This window comes from Nocardia sp. NBC_00403, assembly GCF_036046055.1.
Classification (GTDB): Bacteria; Actinomycetota; Actinomycetes; order Mycobacteriales; family Mycobacteriaceae; genus Nocardia.
Window position 1 is genome coordinate 3,378,276 of the sequence record NZ_CP107939.1, and the last position, 16,500, is coordinate 3,394,775.

Below are 16,500 nucleotides of genomic sequence, written 5' to 3' on the forward strand. Positions count from 1 at the left end.
TCTGGCCTGCGTGCAGGCTTTACCGGTCATCGAAGTATTGATATCAACTCATCCATCGCGCCGAAAAGTTTGCATTTCGATATCAGGAAACGACTCGAGAAACAACAGATTTCGTTTTCGGCGGTCATGCCCGAGATTTGTTGTCTCTTATATTTCAATCCGAAAGGCGTGCCATTCTCTCCATAATGCAAAAAAAGTATCGTGACCTCGATGAATGGCAGAGAACAAAAGTCGGAGGAATTGTCAAGGTTCTCGAAGATATTGGTTGTCCGGCCACTCTCGGTGTACCGTCGATCCGGCGGCCCGATCCCTTATCCGAGCGGGTTTCGTGCTGCCTATTTCCGGCTACCGAATCAGAGGATGTAATCGAATGACAGTCGTGGTGACGGGTGCGACCGGAGCGGTCGGCCGACATGTCGTCCAGCAGTTGATCGACGCCGGCCGGGCGGTACGCGCGGTCACTCGAAACCCGATGGGGGCCGCGTCGGCCGCGCCGGCCGAGATCGTCGGCGCCGACCTGGACGAGCCCGACTCGTTGACCCGGGCGTTCACCGGCGCGGAGAGCCTGTTTCTGTTGTCCCGCCCGGCAACCGCCGTCGCGGTGGCCCGACTGGCGCAGCGCTGCGGGGTAAGCCGGATAGTCACCCTGACCTCCATCTTGGCCGACCGCGAGCTCGCAGGTGAGCACCACCATCTGCGGGTCGAGCACGCGGTGGAGTCGACGGGCCTGGAATGGACCCACGTCAGGCCGGGGATGTTTGCCTCGAACCTGCTCGGCTGGGGCGAGGCCATCCGCCGGACAGGCGTTGTCCGCGAGCCGTATGCGGACGCGTCACAGACCCCGATCCACGAAGCGGATGTCGCCGCGGTGGCGGCGGCCGCTCTCCTGCACGACGGGCACGCGGGCAAGATCTATCCACTCTCGGGTCCCCAGACCCTCACCAAACCCGAACAGTTGGCGGCGATCGGCGCCGCTCTCGGGCGGCAACTCGACTTCGAGGAGATCGAACCGGATGCCTGGCGCCAAGCGCAGGCTGATTCCGTACCGGGGTTCGTGCAGGACTTCCTGCTCGAGATCTGGACTCGCAGCACAGAAGCCCCGGAGCCGGTCCTGTCCACGGTCCAGGAGGTGACCGGTCGGCCGGCGCGAACACTCACCGAATGGGCCACCGATCACCGAGAGCACTTCGGCGGTGAATTCCGGTGACATCCCGAACGATCCACGTCGAGGACGTTGAACTGTGGACCGAAAGCCTCGGCGAGCCAACCGATCCGGCCCTACTGCTCCTGTCGGGGGACACGATGTCCTCGACGGGCTGGCCGCAGCCGCTCGTGCAGCGTTTCGTGGCCGCTGGACACCGGGTACTCCGCTTCGACTACCGAGACACCGGCAGATCGACGTGGCGGGAATTCTCCCAAAGCCCCTATACCTTCGACGACTTGGCCGCCGATGCTGTCGCGGTGCTCGACGGCTGGGAGGTCGGCGCCGCACACATCGTGGGTTTCGGAATGGGCGGCGGGATCGCGCAACTCCTGGCGCTGGACCACGCGTCGTGGGTGCGGACCCTCACTCTGAGCAACTGCTTCGCGCTCGGAGTCGACTTTTTCGGCAACTGGGAGCGCGCGTTGACCGGCGAGCCGACACCAGACGGGCTGCCCACACCCGATCGAGGGTTCGTCGAGCTGGCCTTCGGTCTGAGCACACCGGGTAACAACATTCGGCAGGTATTGGCCGGCGAGTTCTACGACGAGGCAGAGGTCCGGGCCGCGGAGCAGACCTCGCACAGACATGCGGGCCGGAGGGACACGCGACAGTCGCACCCGCACAGCGAAGTTCGTGTCGGACTCGATGGCCGCGGTCCGGACCTGTCCGGAATCGCCGTCCCGACTCTGGTGATCCAGGGCATGCGCGACCCGATAAACCCGCCGCCACACGGTCGTCACCTCGCCGGCCGAATCCCCGGCGCGCGGCTTGTCGAGATCCGGGGAATGGGGCACTCGCTGCCCACCACCGTGCATCACGAATTCGCCGCCGCGGTCCTAGAACACATCGAGATGGCCACACCGCAGCGAAACCACCCCCACCCGACAGAGAGGCAAACACAATGACAAACCTGCTGCACCGCTTCCGTGCCGGCACCGGAAAACTTGGCTGGAACCATCCCAGTGCCACGAACGTGCCCGAGACAATAACCGTGTCCAGCCCCGCATTCTCCGAAGGCGGACCGATTCCGAGCCGCCACGCCGGGACGGGCGTGGGCGACAACATCTCACCACCCCTGAACTGGGACAACATTCCCCCCGGTGCACGGGAACTCGTACTTCTGGTCGAAGACCCCGACGCACCTCTGCCGCGGCCGTTCGTCCACTGCGTCGTCACCAACATCGCAACCGACACTTCCGGCATCGAAGCCGGTGCACTGTCGGTGCCCGCGGACGGTCCGCAGGCACCGTTCACCATCGGCAAGGCGTCGATGGGGAAAACCGGCTACCTCGGCCCCGCACCGATTCGCGGCCACGGTCCCCACCGCTACATCTTTCAACTCTTCGCCCTCGACAAGACGGTGGACCTGGCAAGGCACCGAGTGACGAAAAGGCGAGTTCTCAAAGCCATCAGCGGCCACGTCATCGCACGCGGACAGCTCACCGGCACCTACGAACAAGCCTGAACCACGTGCCGTGCCGGGCAACGGCAACCGCCGCGGCACGGCGCGTCTGTCCGGAATGCGCCAGCGTGTGTGTGCGTCGCCGCTGCGAGTGCCTCATCGAATGTCGGCTCACGACAAGGTATGCGCCAGCGGCGTCAGGGTGCGTACAACTACCGAGTGTGGCCGACGAAGCGGCGACCGGCCACCCATCGGTCCTACTAGACTCGCACTCCGGCGGCACAGCCTGCCCGTTCGACATCGTTGATCCCGCCGGTACGGCGGTGCGTAGCCAGGAGAGTTCGCGCGGCCCGACGGGGCACGGGAAGGGGTGGGCCGGATGTGGTATCTGATCGACGTCGCCGAGCCGGATCGGGGAATTCGGTACATGCCGGAGGAGGGCATGGCCCGCGAGCGGTCGCTGCTGCGGGCGATCCGGCCGAGTTCTCTCGCCGTCTTGGCGAACTCGGCTCTCGCGCAGGCGATCGAGTCCAATGAGCAGTGTGCACGTGAAGTTCGTATTCGCGGCGAGCTACATGGTGTGCTGGCGGTGCCGGTGGCAGGTCCGGACGGGAAGCCGATGGCCGTGCAGCTGTGGGCGGGTGCACGGCCCGCTGATCGGGTAGATCCGCCGGGCATCGATGTGTTCGTGTGGGACGACAGGCAGTGGACCTTGATGAGTCACGGTTCCGGTGGCGCGGTGCTTCCCGCCGGTCACGAGTTGCTCCACGGCGCGTGGTTCCTGTCGCGGATCATCGAGTGTGAGGAACGAGACCGGCTGATCACCGCGGCCCTCGACCCGCGGCCGGGCGTCGAATGGCAGGGCCCGATGCGGATGCTGACCGTCGAAGAGGATCGGACCACCCGCGTGTTCGGCTTCTTCCGCTACCACGGACCGCATGCGTTGCGTGGTCTGTTGTTGCAGGGGGAGGCGGAACGGGCGGCGGGCATTGTGCTGCCGACCTACCACAATGACGCGGCCGCCGCCCTGCTCGGCGGCACCACCGCATTGATCGATATCGAGAGCATGCAGATCATCGAATGGCTGACGCCGCCGCTGGCCGCAATCGCCTGGCGGCACCATCCCGCATCGAAGGGTATGGATCCGGCTGATCGCGATGAATTCAATTTGGCCACAACACATCTCATCCACCCTGACGATAGGGAATGCTATCTCGCCGTCATGGCCGAGCTGGCCGCGCACCGCATCGAATACGCGCGCGCAGTGGTGCGATTGCTGACCGTGGATCGCGACTGGCTGCGCGTCGAGCTCTATTGCATTCGGCTGCCACGCGGCCTGCCGCGCTTTCTGGCCTGCCTGATCCGGCCGGTCGGCGCGGAGACGCCGACGGGTGTGGTGTCCGGGCAGTCGGTCGACGGCGCATGGGCGATTCCGGCATATCGGACCGAATGAGACGGGGGTCACTGAACGGTTGCCGACGGGCTCTGTTCGTTCTATGTTAACGGCGTTACGCTAACCCTGTTAAACCCACGGGCAATCGAACAAAGGGGAGTTGCTCATGCTCGTTCGGATCGCGCACGCGGCCACCAGGCACCCGCGCACCATCCTGCTGGCCGCGGCGCTGCTCGCGGTGCTCTGCGGGGTGTTCGGCGCCTCGGCGACCTCCCACATGAAGACGGGCGGCTTCACCTCTGGCGATGCCGAATCGACGCGGGTGGCGCAGCTGATCGCCGACAATTTCGGCGGCGCCCAACCCAATGTCATCCTGCTGGTCAGCACCGAAGCGGGCGCCGACAGCCCGGCGGCCCGGGCCACAGGTGCCAGGCTGGTCGACTCCCTGCGCGCCCGCGGTGACGTGATCGGCGTCCAGTCCTACTGGAACACGCCACAACCGCTCGCCGCCGCGCTGCGCAGCAAGGACAACAAGAGCGCACTGGTACTCGGGTACATCACCGGCGACGAGACCGCGGCCCAGCAGGTGGCGGGCGATATCGCCGAGCAGCTCACCGGGACCGCCGACGGCGTCACCGTCGATCAGGGCGGCCTCAGCTCCGTCTATCACGATGTGAATACCCAGATCACCCACGATCTCGCGGTCGCCGAGGGGGTCGCGATCCCGCTGTCGTTCATCGTGCTGGTGCTCGTCTTCGGCAGCCTGGTCGCCGCGTTGCTGCCGCTGGCCGTCGGCATCTTCGCGATCCTCACCACGCTGGCGATCCTGCGCACGCTGACGGTATTCACCGACGTGTCGATCTTCGCGCTGAACTTGACGACCGCACTCGGACTCGCTCTCGCCATCGATTACAGCCTGTTCATCGTGAGCCGCTACCGCGAGGAACTGGCCAACGGCCTCGAGGTGGAAGCGGCCGTGGTCCGTGCGGTGCAGACCGCAGGGCGCACGGTGCTCTACTCGGCGCTGACCGTCGCGCTGTCGGTGGCGGCGCTCGGTGTGTTCAACCTGTACTTCCTGAAATCCTTTGCCTACGCGGGCGTCGCGGTCGTCGTCGCGGCCGCGGCGGCATCGATACTGATCCTGCCCGCCGTCTTGATACTGCTCGGAGAGCGGGTGAACGCGGCCGATGTCCGAAAGCCATTGGGACGCCTGCTCGGTCGAGCCCCACGCGCCGATGTCCCGCTGGAGGAGACGTTCTGGTATCGGACGGTGAGCCGGGTGATGCGCCATGCCGCACCGGTCGCCATCGCGATCATCGTGCTGCTGCTCGCTGTCGGGTCCCCATTCCTTTCGGTGAAATTCGGCTACCCGGATGATCGGGTGCTCAATGCCAACGCCGCCGCGACCAGCCGCGAGGTCGGTGACGCGCTGCGCGACGACTTCGCCGCCGATGTGGCCGCGAACACCACCATCGTGCTGGACGGCTACCAGGGCAGCCCCGCCGCGCTCGGCGACTATGCCGCCGGATTGTCGAAGGTGGAGGGCGTGGCCGGTGTGCTCTCCGGTGTCGGTGTGTACTCGGGCGGCATGAAGGTGTCGGCGGGCCCGCCGACCATGTCGAACAACACCGGCGCATTCCTCACTGTCGCAACGACGGTCGATCCGTTCACCGCGGCGGGCAAGACCCAACTGGCGCAGCTGCGCGTGGTGCCGAGTCCGGTGCCCGCGCTCTTCGGCGGCGCCGCGGCGACCAATGTCGACGCGCTCGACGCACTGGGCGCCCGGATCCCGCTGGCCGGTGCGTTGATCGTGCTCGCCACCTTCGTCGTCTTGTTCCTATTCACCGGAAGTGTGCTGCTGCCGCTGAAAGCGCTTGCCCTCAATACACTTTCGCTGACAGCGGCCTTCGGCGCGATGGTTTGGATCTTCCAGGACGGGCACCTGTCGAACCTGCTCGGCAGCTCCCCGACGGGATATCTGGTCCCGACGATGCCGATCCTGATGTTCTGCCTCGCCTTCGGTATGTCCATGGACTATGAGGTATTCCTGCTATCCCGCATCCGCGAGGAATGGCTGGCTTCGGGACGCACCGCCGCCGACAACGTGCGCGCGGTCGCGATCGGCGTCGCGCGCACCGGGCGAATCTTCACCGCCGCCGCGTTGTTGATGGCGATCATCATGGCCGCCATGGTCACCTCGAAGGTATCGTTCATCCAAATGATGGGCCTGGGGCTGACTTTGACAGTGCTCGCGGACGCGACACTGATCCGCGGTCTGCTCGCGCCCGCGCTGATGCGGCTGCTGGGCACTGCGAACTGGTGGGCGCCGGCTCCGTTGGCTCGGCTGCACGCCAAGATCGGGTTGAGCGAAGAGCCCGCCGTCCCCGCGTCCGACGAGCACACCCTGGCCGGTCGCCGATGACCTTTGCGCGCAGACAACGGTCGGCCCGCGGCTCCGGACAGCAGCTGCGTGCCGAAATCCTCAGTGCCGCCAAGGAATTGCTGGCCCGCACCGGCAGCGTCGAAGCGGTGTCGATCCGTGAAATCAGCAAAATGGTCGGTGTCAGCGCGCCCTCGATCTACCGGCATTTCGCGGACAAGGATCAGCTCATCGAGGCGGTGGTCGCGCAGGTCTTCGAGGACCTGGAGACGGTGATGCGCGCCGTAGGCGACCCCGCGGCCTCGCCGATGGAACGCCTGCGTCAACAGGGTCTGGCCTACGTCCGGTTCGCCATCGAACACCCCGAGCAATACCGGCTGGCCACCACCCCCGGTCAGACCGCAGGTGCGGTCGATCAGGTGCTCGGCAGCGGCGCCTTCACGCATTTCGCCGCCGCGGTGAGCGAGTGCATGGCCGCCGGATTGTTCGAACCGGCCGACCCCATCCCCGTGGTACTGGAACTGTGGGCGAGCGCGCACGGCATCGCCTCGCTGCTGATTGCCAAACCGTATCTGCCGTGGGGTGATCTGGAAGCCGTCGCGGATCGAGTGATGCGCGCGGCCTGCGCCGGTCGCGTCGTGATCGATAACGTGCTCGGCGACGACGCGACACCGGAAGACCTCAGCCGGTGGGTGATCGAACAGCGACAACACCGCTGAGCGCGCGGTCAGTCGACGGCCGCAGGCACCCGCCCCGACGTGATCGCCGCAACGAGGGCTCGATGGTCGGCGATCGTCTGGTCGGCATAGGCGAGGGCGAATTCACCCATGGCACGGTCGAAGGCGTCTCCGGCGCCGAGATAGGCGGCGATGGCAATGCGCTCGCCGGAGCGGGCGTGGGCACGGGCCAGGGCGAGCCCGCACAATGCCGAGTACTGGCGCAACGTTGTGCGGGACATGTCCTCGATCACCGCGGAGCCCTTCATATCCCGTAGCTGCCGCAAGTAGTAGTGGCGTTCGTCGGATCCGGTGGCCCAGCCGAGGAAGATATCGCTCGCGGCCTGGATCAGCCGCTGTCCGTTGACGACTCGGTGTCCATGGTGGCGGAACTTGCTGGGTGTGGTGTGCGGTGCGAGCACCGATGCCTGGGCCTCCTTCACCTGAAGGAACAACGGATGGCCGGTCTGGCGGCCGGCCAACAGCACGATGAAGCAGCGGGTGCCGACGCTGCCCACCCCGACCACTTTGCGTGCGATGTCCAGCACGCGGTGCCGTTCCAGCAGCACCCGGCGTTCTTCGGCGAGCGTCCGGCTGTAGTCGGCCAACACCTGATCGAGCGCGAGCGAGTCCACCTGCGTGATCGGTGTGAGCAGCGGTGGGCGGTTTCGGATACGCGGCATGCCGTAGGTACCGGCCTCGGTCAGCTTGCCGAGTGCCTGCAGGCTGGTATTGGACTTGGCCTGAGCGAGTGCCTTCTCGACGCCCTTGCGGTGCGTGGGTTTGGTCACCAGCGCCGCCACCTGTTCGGCGTCGACCTGCTCATACCAGACGCTCAGCTCGTCGAGACCGGACAGGTGATTCATGGACTCGCGATAGGAGCGGGCGGCGGCCTCGGCCGACCGGCGCGCGTCCGCGTCGTCGCCGCCGTTGCCGCGCACGGCCACCGCGATGCTCGCGACGAGCCGTTTGACGTCCCACTCGAAGGGGCCGGGCAGGGTTTCGTCGAAATCGTTGAGGTCGAACACGAGCGAGCGTTCCGGCGAGGCGAACAGCCCGAAATTGGACAGGTGCGCGTCACCGCAGAGTTGCACGGTCAGCCCGGTATTCGGCGAGCCGGCGAGGTCGGCGGCCATGACCGCCGGCGCGCCGCGCAGGAATGGGAACTGTGCCGCCGCCATCCGGGCGTAGCGGAGGGGGACGAGCTCTGGCACCCGGGTGGCAGCCTGTCGCTCGAGCACCGAAATCGGGTCGGCGCGGTCCGGGGCAGCCGCCCAGCTGCCGAGCGCGGAACGGGGGACCCGCTGCCGGGCCGCACGGCCCATGTCCACAGCGGCCTGCGCGGTCATCGCGATGGTGTGGTCCGCCATCCGCTCAGTCTTGCCCGCCGGTCCGGCTACGACAACCATCCGGCAATCAGCTGGCGCGTCGCAGCCCCGTGCCTGCCCGGACCGCCGGACACGCACGGCGCAGCGTGACCTGTGTCAGAGCCTGCTCACTGCTGGGCGGGGACGATCGGTGTGCTGCCACCGGGACCCGGTGCGGGGGGAACCAGGGCGCCGGCCGGTGTATTCCCGCTCGGCGCGGGCTTCGCGGGCGGGGGTGCGAGCATGTGTAACGGCAATGGCGGTGCTTGGGGCGCCGGGCCGCGCGCGGGCGGCGGACCGGCGTTTTCGCATGCGGTGGCCTGACTTTCGCTGCACGCCGCCGGACCGATCGGAACGATCGGTTCGGCAGCGGCGGTCGCCGCGGCGAAAACAAGCGTGACCGATGCCCCCGCAGGCACGATCCACGAGCGCCACCCGCTCGATCGAATCACAGCCATATCGGGTCACCGTAGACCGCGACCGAATTGTCGGCCGTCGCCGTGGATATCGAGACGATCGCGAACGAGCGCAGGCTGACCGCACCGGCACACGCATCGATCTTGATCTGTACCTGGTCGACCGAGATCGAACCATGTGCTCCGGCAAGCGTTTTCGTGCCGAGCGTGATGCTGCTGATGGTGCCCGGCTTGATCGTCGCCGACATATTCGGCAGCACGAGTGCGCTGCCGCCGACCGCGAGGCCGGGTTGCGGGACGATGGTCACCATCGCGTTCGGGCCGATCGCGGCCGACAGTCCGAGCGACAGACCATTGGTCACATCGGCCTGGCACCCGATCTGGTATCCCAGCTGCACCGTCCCCGAATTCACCGCAGCCCGGCCTTCGCCGCTGATGTCAGCGGCTGCCGACAAGCTGACGAAACCCTCACGGGTAAAAGGCGTCGCTGCCAGATTGGGGACGTGTTGAACGTCTTCCGCAGTCTTGCTGACCTGCAGATCCCAGCCGTCTTCGGTGCTGATGGAGCGGGATTTGTCCGCTAGTTGATCCGCGGTGGCGGTGGCGGCAGTCATGCCGAATGTCGCCACCGCAGCGACGCTCAGCATCGCTATGGTCGAGCCCTTCAATGAAAATCCTTAACGCTAGTCACAGTCCGGCGCTATAGTACGGGCTCGACCCCGCAGCGCGGCATCGGACGAATGCCCCCCATTGCTGGGTAATGGCTGGTTTGACGGTCAGTCGGCAACCAAGTAGTGCTGGGCACGTCCGTATTCGCGTTGGCGGCGGATTACATAGCGCCCCGGTGCATTTGCGCTCGCGCCATGTTCGGGATGGATGAGGTAGGCGAACTCCGATGCCTCGAGCATGCCGATTGCCAAGCGGGTGGTATCCCGAATGGTGGTGGTCCACCGGCACGTCCGGTGGTCGGCGACCAGTGCATGGGGATTGCCGCCCGCCGCGCTGCCATCGCGCTCGACCGAGCCGTTCACCACGAGCAGCACTCGGACGTTGCCGCCCCACTCCGGTGGCGAATCGTAGAGTTGCACTGCCGAGCCCGGATTGCCTGGATCGTCGGCCTCGCCGATCAAGCAAATGGGGCAACGCCACCGCATGCATCGCTCTGGCGGCGCTACCGGTTATCGCCGCTCTGGCGAGCGGCTTTCACGCGCGGCAGCGCCGCAGGTGCTCAGAAGGTCTTGTGCGGGACGCCGACGGTGAGGCCGCCGTCGATGACGAATTCGGCGCCCGTCGAATACGAGGACTCGTCGCTGGCCAGGAAGGTCACCAGTGCGGAGACCTCGGCGGGTTCGGCGGCGCGGCCCATCGGGATCTGCAGGAAGTCGGCGGGAATGCCCTCGGTCATCGGGGTGCGGATCAGGCCGGGATGCACCGAGTTGACTCGAATTCCATACTGCGCCAATTCGAGTGCGGTGGACTTGGTCAGGCCGCGGACGGCGAACTTGGTCGCGGTGTAGCCGTGCAGGCCGGGGCTGCCGCGCATGCCCTCCACGGAGGAGATATTGATCATCGAGCCACCGCCCGCCTCGATCATGGCGGGGGTGGCGGCCTGCATACCGAGGAAGGTGCCGGTGAGATTGATGTCGACGATCCGCTGCCATTCGGACAGTTCGAAGTCGACCAGCAGGTTGCCGTTGACGATGCCCGCATTGTTCACCAGAACGTTCAGTGAGCCGAATCGGTCGACCGCTGCGGAGACCGCGTCGCGCCACTGCTGCGGCTCGCGGACATCGAGGTGAACATAGGCGGCGTTGTCGCCGAGTTCCTTGGCCAGCGCGGCGCCTTCGTCGTCGAGGAGATCGCCCAACACCACGCGCGCGTCCTCGGCCACCAGCGCCTTGGCGTGCGCGGCGCCCATGCCGCGCGCCCCGCCACTGATCAATGCCACCTTGCCGGTCAACCGCGCCATCGCGGCACCTCCGTTTCTCGTCTGTTGCCGAACACCGTCAACCTACTGGAACGCGTTGCAGAAATGTGTCGATCGCGCTGCGTCGACGAGCCTACCGACGGCCGCTCGCGCAGTGTCTCGGGCGGATACTCCGGGTGGAACGTAGGGTGCGGCGTATGAGCGAGCCCACCTCTTTCACCATGGAATCGCTGCGGAAAGCCGCGGGTGCCGAGCTTGGCGTGAGCCGCTGGATCGAGATCGGCCAGGACCGCATCGACGCGTTCGCCGAGGCGACCGAGGACCGGCAATGGATCCACGTCGATCCCGAGCGTGCCGCGACCGGCCCGTTCGGGACGACCGTTGCCCACGGTTATCTCACGCTGTCGCTGCTCCCGCCGATCATGGCCGACTTGATGGTCGTCACCGACGCCGCGGCCCGACTCAACTATGGCCTGAACACCGTGCGGTTCCCGTCGCCGGTGCCCGCGGGGTCGCGCATCCGCGGCAGCGCCCGGATTGTGAGTGTCGAGGAGGTTCGTGGCGGTCTGCAGGCCGTCGTGCGGGTGACGATCGAACGCGAGGGCGGCGACAAGCCCGCATGCGTCGCCGAATACATCGTCCGCGCCCTGGACTGAAGCCGAGATTCCGTCGGGAGCACTGCGCGGTCCTGTGGCATCATCGATATGGAACGCGTTCTAATTCTGTTCGGTGAACCGTGCGGAAGGAGGCTCCCGATGTCGAACCCGAACCGCGATGCGGCGATGGCGATGCGACGGTTCGGGCGGCGCACTCGGGTGCCCGATATCGCCGAGGTGCCGGGTGGGCGATTGGTGGACTTGCCGGGGCGCGGGCGGACCTACGTGGTCGACATACCGGGGCCTGCGGGTGCGCCGACGCTGGTGTTGTTGCACGCGACGGCCTGCACCGGATACCTCACCTGGTTTCCCGCGCTCGACGCGCTCGCCGAGCGGTTCCGGGTGATCGTGTTCGACCAGCGCTGGCACGGCCGCGGCATTCGCTCGCCGCGGTTCTCGGTCCAGGACTGCGCCGACGATGTCGTCGCGGTGCTCGACGCAGTGGGTGTGCAACGCGCCATCTGCGCGGGATACTCCCTCGGCGGAGTCGTCGGATTGCTTGCCGCGCACCGTCATCCGGATCGAGTGAGCGGTCTGGTGTTGTGTGCGACGCCGTATCGGTTCCAGGAGAAGTTGCGCGAGCGAGCGTTTCATCAAACCTTCGGTGCACTCGCGGATGCGTTCGGCCCCTATGCCTTTCAGCGGGCCGAGCTGTATCACGAACGGCTGCCGGAACTGCCGGATCACACCTGGCCGCCCGGCAAACTCGAACGGTGGGCGCTGGCGGAATTCCGCAGCACGAGCGGATGGGCGCTTGCGCAGGTCATCGCGGAGGTCGGTCGATTCGATTCGACCCCGTGGCTCGCCGGCCTGAAAATGCCGACAGCTGTTGTCATCACGACCCGGGACCGGGCGATTCCCGTCTATCGCCAGCTGGAGATGGCAACCATGATTCCCGGTGCGACCATTCATTTGGTCAAGGGCGGCCACGCGTCGTGCGTGCTGGCGGCCGACCGCTTCGTGCCGGTACTACTCGACGCGTGCGCCGCGGTTGCCGCCCGAGTGACCTCGAGCAAGGCTGCGACAGGGGAGTGATTGCGCACCGGCCGCGCACGGCTATCGGTCTCGCGCGGGCTTCGGGAAGGCGATTTCGCGCCGGGCGGCGGGCTACAACCTGCCGGGCGCGGGGAGAGGTGTCGCCGGCTGGCTCGGGCGTCGATGCCCGGTGAGCCTGGTTGGCAGACCCTGTTCGGCGGCGATGGCGAACAGGGCGGTGGTGGATCAGCGCAAGGTGCGTGCCGCGGCGAGTAATTCGTCGACTACGTCGGGTACGGCGTCCGCGAGCGTCGCGACGTCGGGCACCAGTTCCTTGCAGGCGATGAAGCCGAAATCCAGATCATCGTTGTTGGACAGCACAGTGACCGTGAGCCCGGCGCCGTGGAAGACCGGACCGAACGGATACATGCCGTCCACGCGGACGCCGAGGAAATACAGCGGCATCGGCGGGCCCGGCACATTGGAGACCACCAGGTTGTGCACCACAGGATGGTGTTCGGCCAACTTCAGCGACGAGTAGACGCGGGCGGCGAGCTGAAAAGTGTTCGGCGGGGCGTACTTCGACCAGTCCTGCAGGAAATCGGCGCCGATGAGCTGGTACTCCTCCTTGGCGCCGCGATTGAACTCGGCCACCTGCCGCAGGCGCTCCACCGGATCGGCGATATCGGTGCCGAGGCGCGAGAACAGCGTCGAGACCTTGTTGATGCCCGCGTCGTGGCGGGAGTCTTCGTGCGTCGAGACCGGCACCGAGGCGATCAGCGAGCGGTCGGGCAGTTCGTCGTGCTTCTCCAGATAGGTGCGCAGCACTCCGGCGACGATGGTCAGCACCACGTCGTTGACCTTGACCCCGAAGGCGGTCTTGATCTCCTTGATGGCATCGAGTTTCGTCTCGGTGAACGCGACTGCTCGATGTGGGGTGATCGCCCGATTGAACGGTGTCCGCGGTGCAGTCAGCGGTAAAGCCATGCCCGCCTTGTTCTCTCGGCGTCGCTGTACGAATCCGGCCACCATGCCGAGAGTCTTCGGCACCATGCCGACCAGGCCCGCCTTGTTCGGAAAATTGATCAGCCCTTCGGCGGCCAGCTTCCAATCGTTCGGCTTCGGCTCCGGTTGCCATTGCTCGGTCGGTTCGGGTCGCGTTGCCCCGGGTTCCAGATCGCACAGGTGCATCATCATGTTGGTTCCGGTGATGCCGTCCACGGCTGCGTGGTGGTACTTGCAGATCACCGCGATCTTGTCGCCCGCGAAGCCCTCGACCACGTTCATCTGCCACAGCGGACGGTTGCGATCCATCGGCCTGCTCGCGATATCGCCGACTAGTTCGGCCAGCTGTTCGCGCCCGCCGGGGCTCGGAATGCCGATGCGTCGAATGTGGTAGTCCAGGTCGAAATCCGGGTCCTCCACCCAGACCGGATGGTCGAGATTGAAAGGCACCTCGTGCACGCGCCGTCGCATCTGCGGGACCAACGGTAATCGTCTGCCGAGTTCGGCTTTGAATGTGTCGAACGAGTAGTGCGTGCCCCCTGCGGTGGGATCGAGGATCAGCAGTGCACAGACGTGCAGGTGCTGGGTCCCGGTCTCGAGGTACAGGAAGCTGGCATCCAATCCGGTTAGTCGCTCCATAGCAAAACCCTACTAGAACGCGTTCTAGCGTTCTGGGTAACGGGAGGGAGGTGAGTCACAGTGGAGGTCTCTATTGTCACGTCGGTCGATACGGCCGGTGGGCGCGGTATATCCGGCACGCATTGTGTGTTACCCGTGGTTCCATGTATGTGTATGATCGTTGCTACAGCCACGCAGGAAGGTGTGCAACGAAGCGGTGTGGCTCGTGCGGAAAAGGAGTACCGATGAAGCTACTTCGCCGGGCTGAGCGGCGGCTGGACATCGATCCGGGTGAGGTCGCGCTGCATGCCCGCAATGTGCAATTCGACTGGGCCGACACGCCACTGCACTGGATGCCGGCCGAGCCGATCGCGTCGCATCTGATCAACGCGCTGAATCTGCTACTGCCCGAGGGCGAGCGCATGTTCTGTGCCGCGTACACCGAGGCGCTGCCATTCGTGAAAGACGAGAAGCTGCGCGAGGCCATGTTGGGCTTCATCGGCCAGGAGTCGATGCACGCGGAAACGCACGACAAGGTGCTGCACGAGGTGCTCGCCGCCAACGGCATCGACCCCGGGCCGTATGTGCGCCAGGCCGAGTTCCTGTTCCGCAAGACGCTGGGGCCGAAGGATGTAGCGGGTATCGCGCAGCGTCAGGTGATGGTGGAACGACTCGCGGTCATCGCGTGTTTGGAACACTTCTTCGCCTACCTCGGTGACTGGGTGCTCAATGCTGATCTGGAGAGGTTCGAGGCCGACCCGCGCGTCGCGGATCTCTTCCGCTGGCATGGTGCCGAAGAGGTAGAACACCGGCATGTCGCGCACGACGTAGCGGTCTACTTCCACGCGGGCTACCTTCGGCGTGCGGCCGTGATGATGATGGTGTTCCCGATCTTCATCACCCTGGTGGTGCGCGGGACCAAATTCATGGTGTATCAGGATCCGGCGCTGCCCGACCTCGGCTACCCACGGTTGATCACACGTGTCTTCGGATCGATGTGGCGAGGCGCGCTGCCTGGTGTGCCGTCACTGCTGTGGAGCGCGTTGACGACCTTCAAGCCGGGCTACAACCCGGAATCGGTCGGATCTACCGCGCAAGCGGTGGCCTATCTGGCCAAGTCTCCCGCCGCCCGTGCGATCGCCTCGTGAGCGAGCGGAACATGGTTGCCGGGCGTCACGAAACGGTGGCGGCGAGCACGAGTCGGGCGGCGTTGTGAGCTACTTGCCTGCCCCGGGACAACTGCCGGCGGACCTGTTCGGCAAGCGCGATCGCGACCGGGCAGTTCGAGTGCTCGACGTGGTCGCCTCCGCGCGGCTGCGTTGGAGCACGCTGATCAACCGCAAAGATCTCGCGCCGCGGATCGACGACCGCCGTCTGGCGCTGATACTGACCGGCCGACGGATCGAGGCGCACGATCAGGACGTGGTGAGCCTGCGATTGGAAGCGCCGGACGGTCGCGAACTTCCGCCGTGGCGTCCCGGCGCGCACCTGGATCTGGAACTGCCCTCGGGGCGGTTGCGCCAGTACTCACTGTGCGGTGATCCGGCCGATACCCGTGCCTATCGGGTTGCGGTACGCCGTATTCCGAATGGTGGCGGTGGATCGATCGAGGTGCACGACGAGCTGCCGGTCGGCTCTCGCATCATGGTGCGCGGGCCGCGCAACGCGTTTCCGTTCGCGGTGCCCGGCCACGGATCATCTGCCGCCCGCCTGCATTTCATTGCGGGCGGCATCGGGATCACGCCGATCCTGCCGATGGCACGACTGGCAATGCGGCTCGGCATCGACTGGTCGATGGTGTACACCGGCCGCAACCGTGACACCATCCCGTTCCTCGACGAGATCGAGACATTCGGTGATCGTGTCACCATCCGCACCGACGACAACCACGGGTTGCCCACTGCCGCAACGCTATTGGCGGGCGTCGACGCCGACACCGCCGTGTACTGTTGCGGCCCGGTGCCGATGATCACCGTCGTCACCGACGCGGTGCGCGAAATGCCGGGCGTGGAGTTGCATTCCGAACGATTCGCACCGCCACCGATCATGGACGGTCAACCCTTCGAAATCGAATTCGCCGCTACCGGTGAGGTCGTCGAGGTGGCTGCGGACCGGTCCGCGCTCGACACCATCCTGGAGAGCCGTCCGGACCGGCCCTACTCGTGCCGCCAGGGCTTCTGCCGAACCTGCAAGGTTCGGGTGCTCTCCGGTGCGCCCGATCATCGCGAAACCGTGCTGACCGCGGCCGATCACGCGGCGGGCGACATGCTCGTCTGCGTCTCGCGGTCGCAGGGCGGGCGATTGGTGCTCGACCTATGAGCGCGCACCCGCGCCACAGCGGCCACGAGCGACCGGCCGACCGCCGACAGCACGCCGCTGGGCACAACGGATCCGAGCGCCCGCACGGCGCGGTCATGAGCACGAAACCGGGGAACAAGGAG

General features: G+C 66.1%; 16 protein-coding genes. 10 read left to right on the plus strand and 6 right to left on the minus strand.

Going from position 1 to position 16,500, the window contains the following annotated elements; translation table 11 throughout:
• Positions 1-370 precede the first annotated feature (370 nt).
• The 6 genes from OHQ90_RS14725 (at position 371) to OHQ90_RS14750 (ending at position 7,098) form a co-directional block, all read left to right on the plus strand.
• Positions 371-1,207, plus strand: a complete 837-nt coding sequence (locus tag OHQ90_RS14725) for an SDR family oxidoreductase (RefSeq protein ID WP_328410924.1) — start codon at positions 371-373, stop codon at positions 1,205-1,207.
• Positions 1,204-2,109: an alpha/beta fold hydrolase gene (locus OHQ90_RS14730; RefSeq protein WP_328410926.1), complete on the plus strand. Its 906-nt coding sequence runs from the start codon at positions 1,204-1,206 to the stop codon at positions 2,107-2,109. Before OHQ90_RS14725 ends, OHQ90_RS14730 begins: the two co-directional genes overlap by 4 nt.
• Positions 2,106-2,669 carry a YbhB/YbcL family Raf kinase inhibitor-like protein gene (locus tag OHQ90_RS14735; RefSeq protein ID WP_328410928.1) on the plus strand — a complete coding sequence of 188 codons (564 nt, stop codon included), beginning with the start codon at positions 2,106-2,108 and terminating at the stop codon, positions 2,667-2,669. The genes OHQ90_RS14730 and OHQ90_RS14735 overlap by 4 nt, the downstream gene beginning before the upstream one ends.
• A gap of 316 nt (positions 2,670-2,985) precedes the next feature.
• Positions 2,986-4,059: a hypothetical protein gene (locus OHQ90_RS14740; protein ID WP_328410929.1), complete on the plus strand. Its 1,074-nt coding sequence runs from the start codon at positions 2,986-2,988 to the stop codon at positions 4,057-4,059.
• Between the two features lie 106 nt (positions 4,060-4,165).
• Positions 4,166-6,421 carry an MMPL family transporter gene (locus OHQ90_RS14745; protein WP_328410930.1) on the plus strand — a complete coding sequence of 752 codons (2,256 nt, stop codon included), beginning with the start codon at positions 4,166-4,168 and terminating at the stop codon, positions 6,419-6,421.
• Entirely contained in the window at positions 6,418-7,098 is a 681-nt protein-coding gene (locus tag OHQ90_RS14750) for a TetR/AcrR family transcriptional regulator (RefSeq protein WP_328410931.1), read from the plus strand. Before OHQ90_RS14745 ends, OHQ90_RS14750 begins: the two co-directional genes overlap by 4 nt.
• Before the next feature lie 8 nt (positions 7,099-7,106).
• Here the strand turns inward: OHQ90_RS14750 and OHQ90_RS14755 are convergent, their stop codons facing one another.
• The 5 genes from OHQ90_RS14755 to OHQ90_RS14775 all read right to left on the minus strand — a co-directional run bounded on the left by OHQ90_RS14755 (position 7,107) and on the right by OHQ90_RS14775 (position 10,847).
• Complete coding sequence (locus OHQ90_RS14755) at positions 7,107-8,465, minus strand: DUF2252 domain-containing protein (protein ID WP_328410933.1); 1,359 nt, start codon at positions 8,463-8,465, stop codon at positions 7,107-7,109.
• Positions 8,466-8,590: 125 nt separating this feature from the next.
• Entirely contained in the window at positions 8,591-8,920 is a 330-nt protein-coding gene (locus OHQ90_RS14760; RefSeq protein ID WP_328410934.1) for a hypothetical protein, read from the minus strand.
• Positions 8,911-9,546, minus strand: a complete 636-nt coding sequence (locus tag OHQ90_RS14765) for an MspA family porin (RefSeq protein ID WP_328410936.1) — start codon at positions 9,544-9,546, stop codon at positions 8,911-8,913. The genes OHQ90_RS14760 and OHQ90_RS14765 overlap by 10 nt, the downstream gene beginning before the upstream one ends.
• 108 nt (positions 9,547-9,654) lie before the next feature.
• Positions 9,655-9,966 (minus strand): hypothetical protein, encoded by a 312-nt coding sequence (locus OHQ90_RS14770; RefSeq protein ID WP_442941398.1) that lies wholly within the window; start codon positions 9,964-9,966, stop codon positions 9,655-9,657.
• A gap of 140 nt (positions 9,967-10,106) precedes the next feature.
• Entirely contained in the window at positions 10,107-10,847 is a 741-nt protein-coding gene (locus tag OHQ90_RS14775; RefSeq protein WP_328410938.1) for a glucose 1-dehydrogenase, read from the minus strand.
• Between the two features lie 155 nt (positions 10,848-11,002).
• On the opposite strand from OHQ90_RS14775, the gene OHQ90_RS14780 reads away from it, so the two are divergent.
• Both OHQ90_RS14780 and OHQ90_RS14785 read left to right on the plus strand, forming a co-directional pair.
• Positions 11,003-11,461 carry a MaoC family dehydratase gene (locus OHQ90_RS14780; RefSeq protein WP_328410939.1) on the plus strand — a complete coding sequence of 153 codons (459 nt, stop codon included), beginning with the start codon at positions 11,003-11,005 and terminating at the stop codon, positions 11,459-11,461.
• Between the two features lie 99 nt (positions 11,462-11,560).
• Positions 11,561-12,496 (plus strand): alpha/beta fold hydrolase, encoded by a 936-nt coding sequence (locus OHQ90_RS14785; protein ID WP_328410940.1) that lies wholly within the window; start codon positions 11,561-11,563, stop codon positions 12,494-12,496.
• Between the two features lie 186 nt (positions 12,497-12,682).
• On the opposite strand, the gene OHQ90_RS14790 is transcribed toward OHQ90_RS14785, so the two are convergent.
• The gene (locus OHQ90_RS14790) at positions 12,683-14,080 is read right to left on the minus strand and encodes a WS/DGAT/MGAT family O-acyltransferase (RefSeq protein ID WP_328410941.1); all 1,398 of its coding nucleotides are present in this window, start codon (positions 14,078-14,080) and stop codon (positions 12,683-12,685) included.
• A 224-nt stretch (positions 14,081-14,304) separates the two neighbouring features.
• On the opposite strand from OHQ90_RS14790, the gene OHQ90_RS14795 reads away from it, so the two are divergent.
• Both OHQ90_RS14795 and OHQ90_RS14800 read left to right on the plus strand, forming a co-directional pair.
• Complete coding sequence (locus OHQ90_RS14795) at positions 14,305-15,207, plus strand: metal-dependent hydrolase (RefSeq protein ID WP_328410942.1); 903 nt, start codon at positions 14,305-14,307, stop codon at positions 15,205-15,207.
• A gap of 73 nt (positions 15,208-15,280) precedes the next feature.
• Positions 15,281-16,378 (plus strand): PDR/VanB family oxidoreductase, encoded by a 1,098-nt coding sequence (locus tag OHQ90_RS14800; RefSeq protein WP_442941465.1) that lies wholly within the window; start codon positions 15,281-15,283, stop codon positions 16,376-16,378.
• Positions 16,379-16,500: the final 122 nt, after the last annotated feature.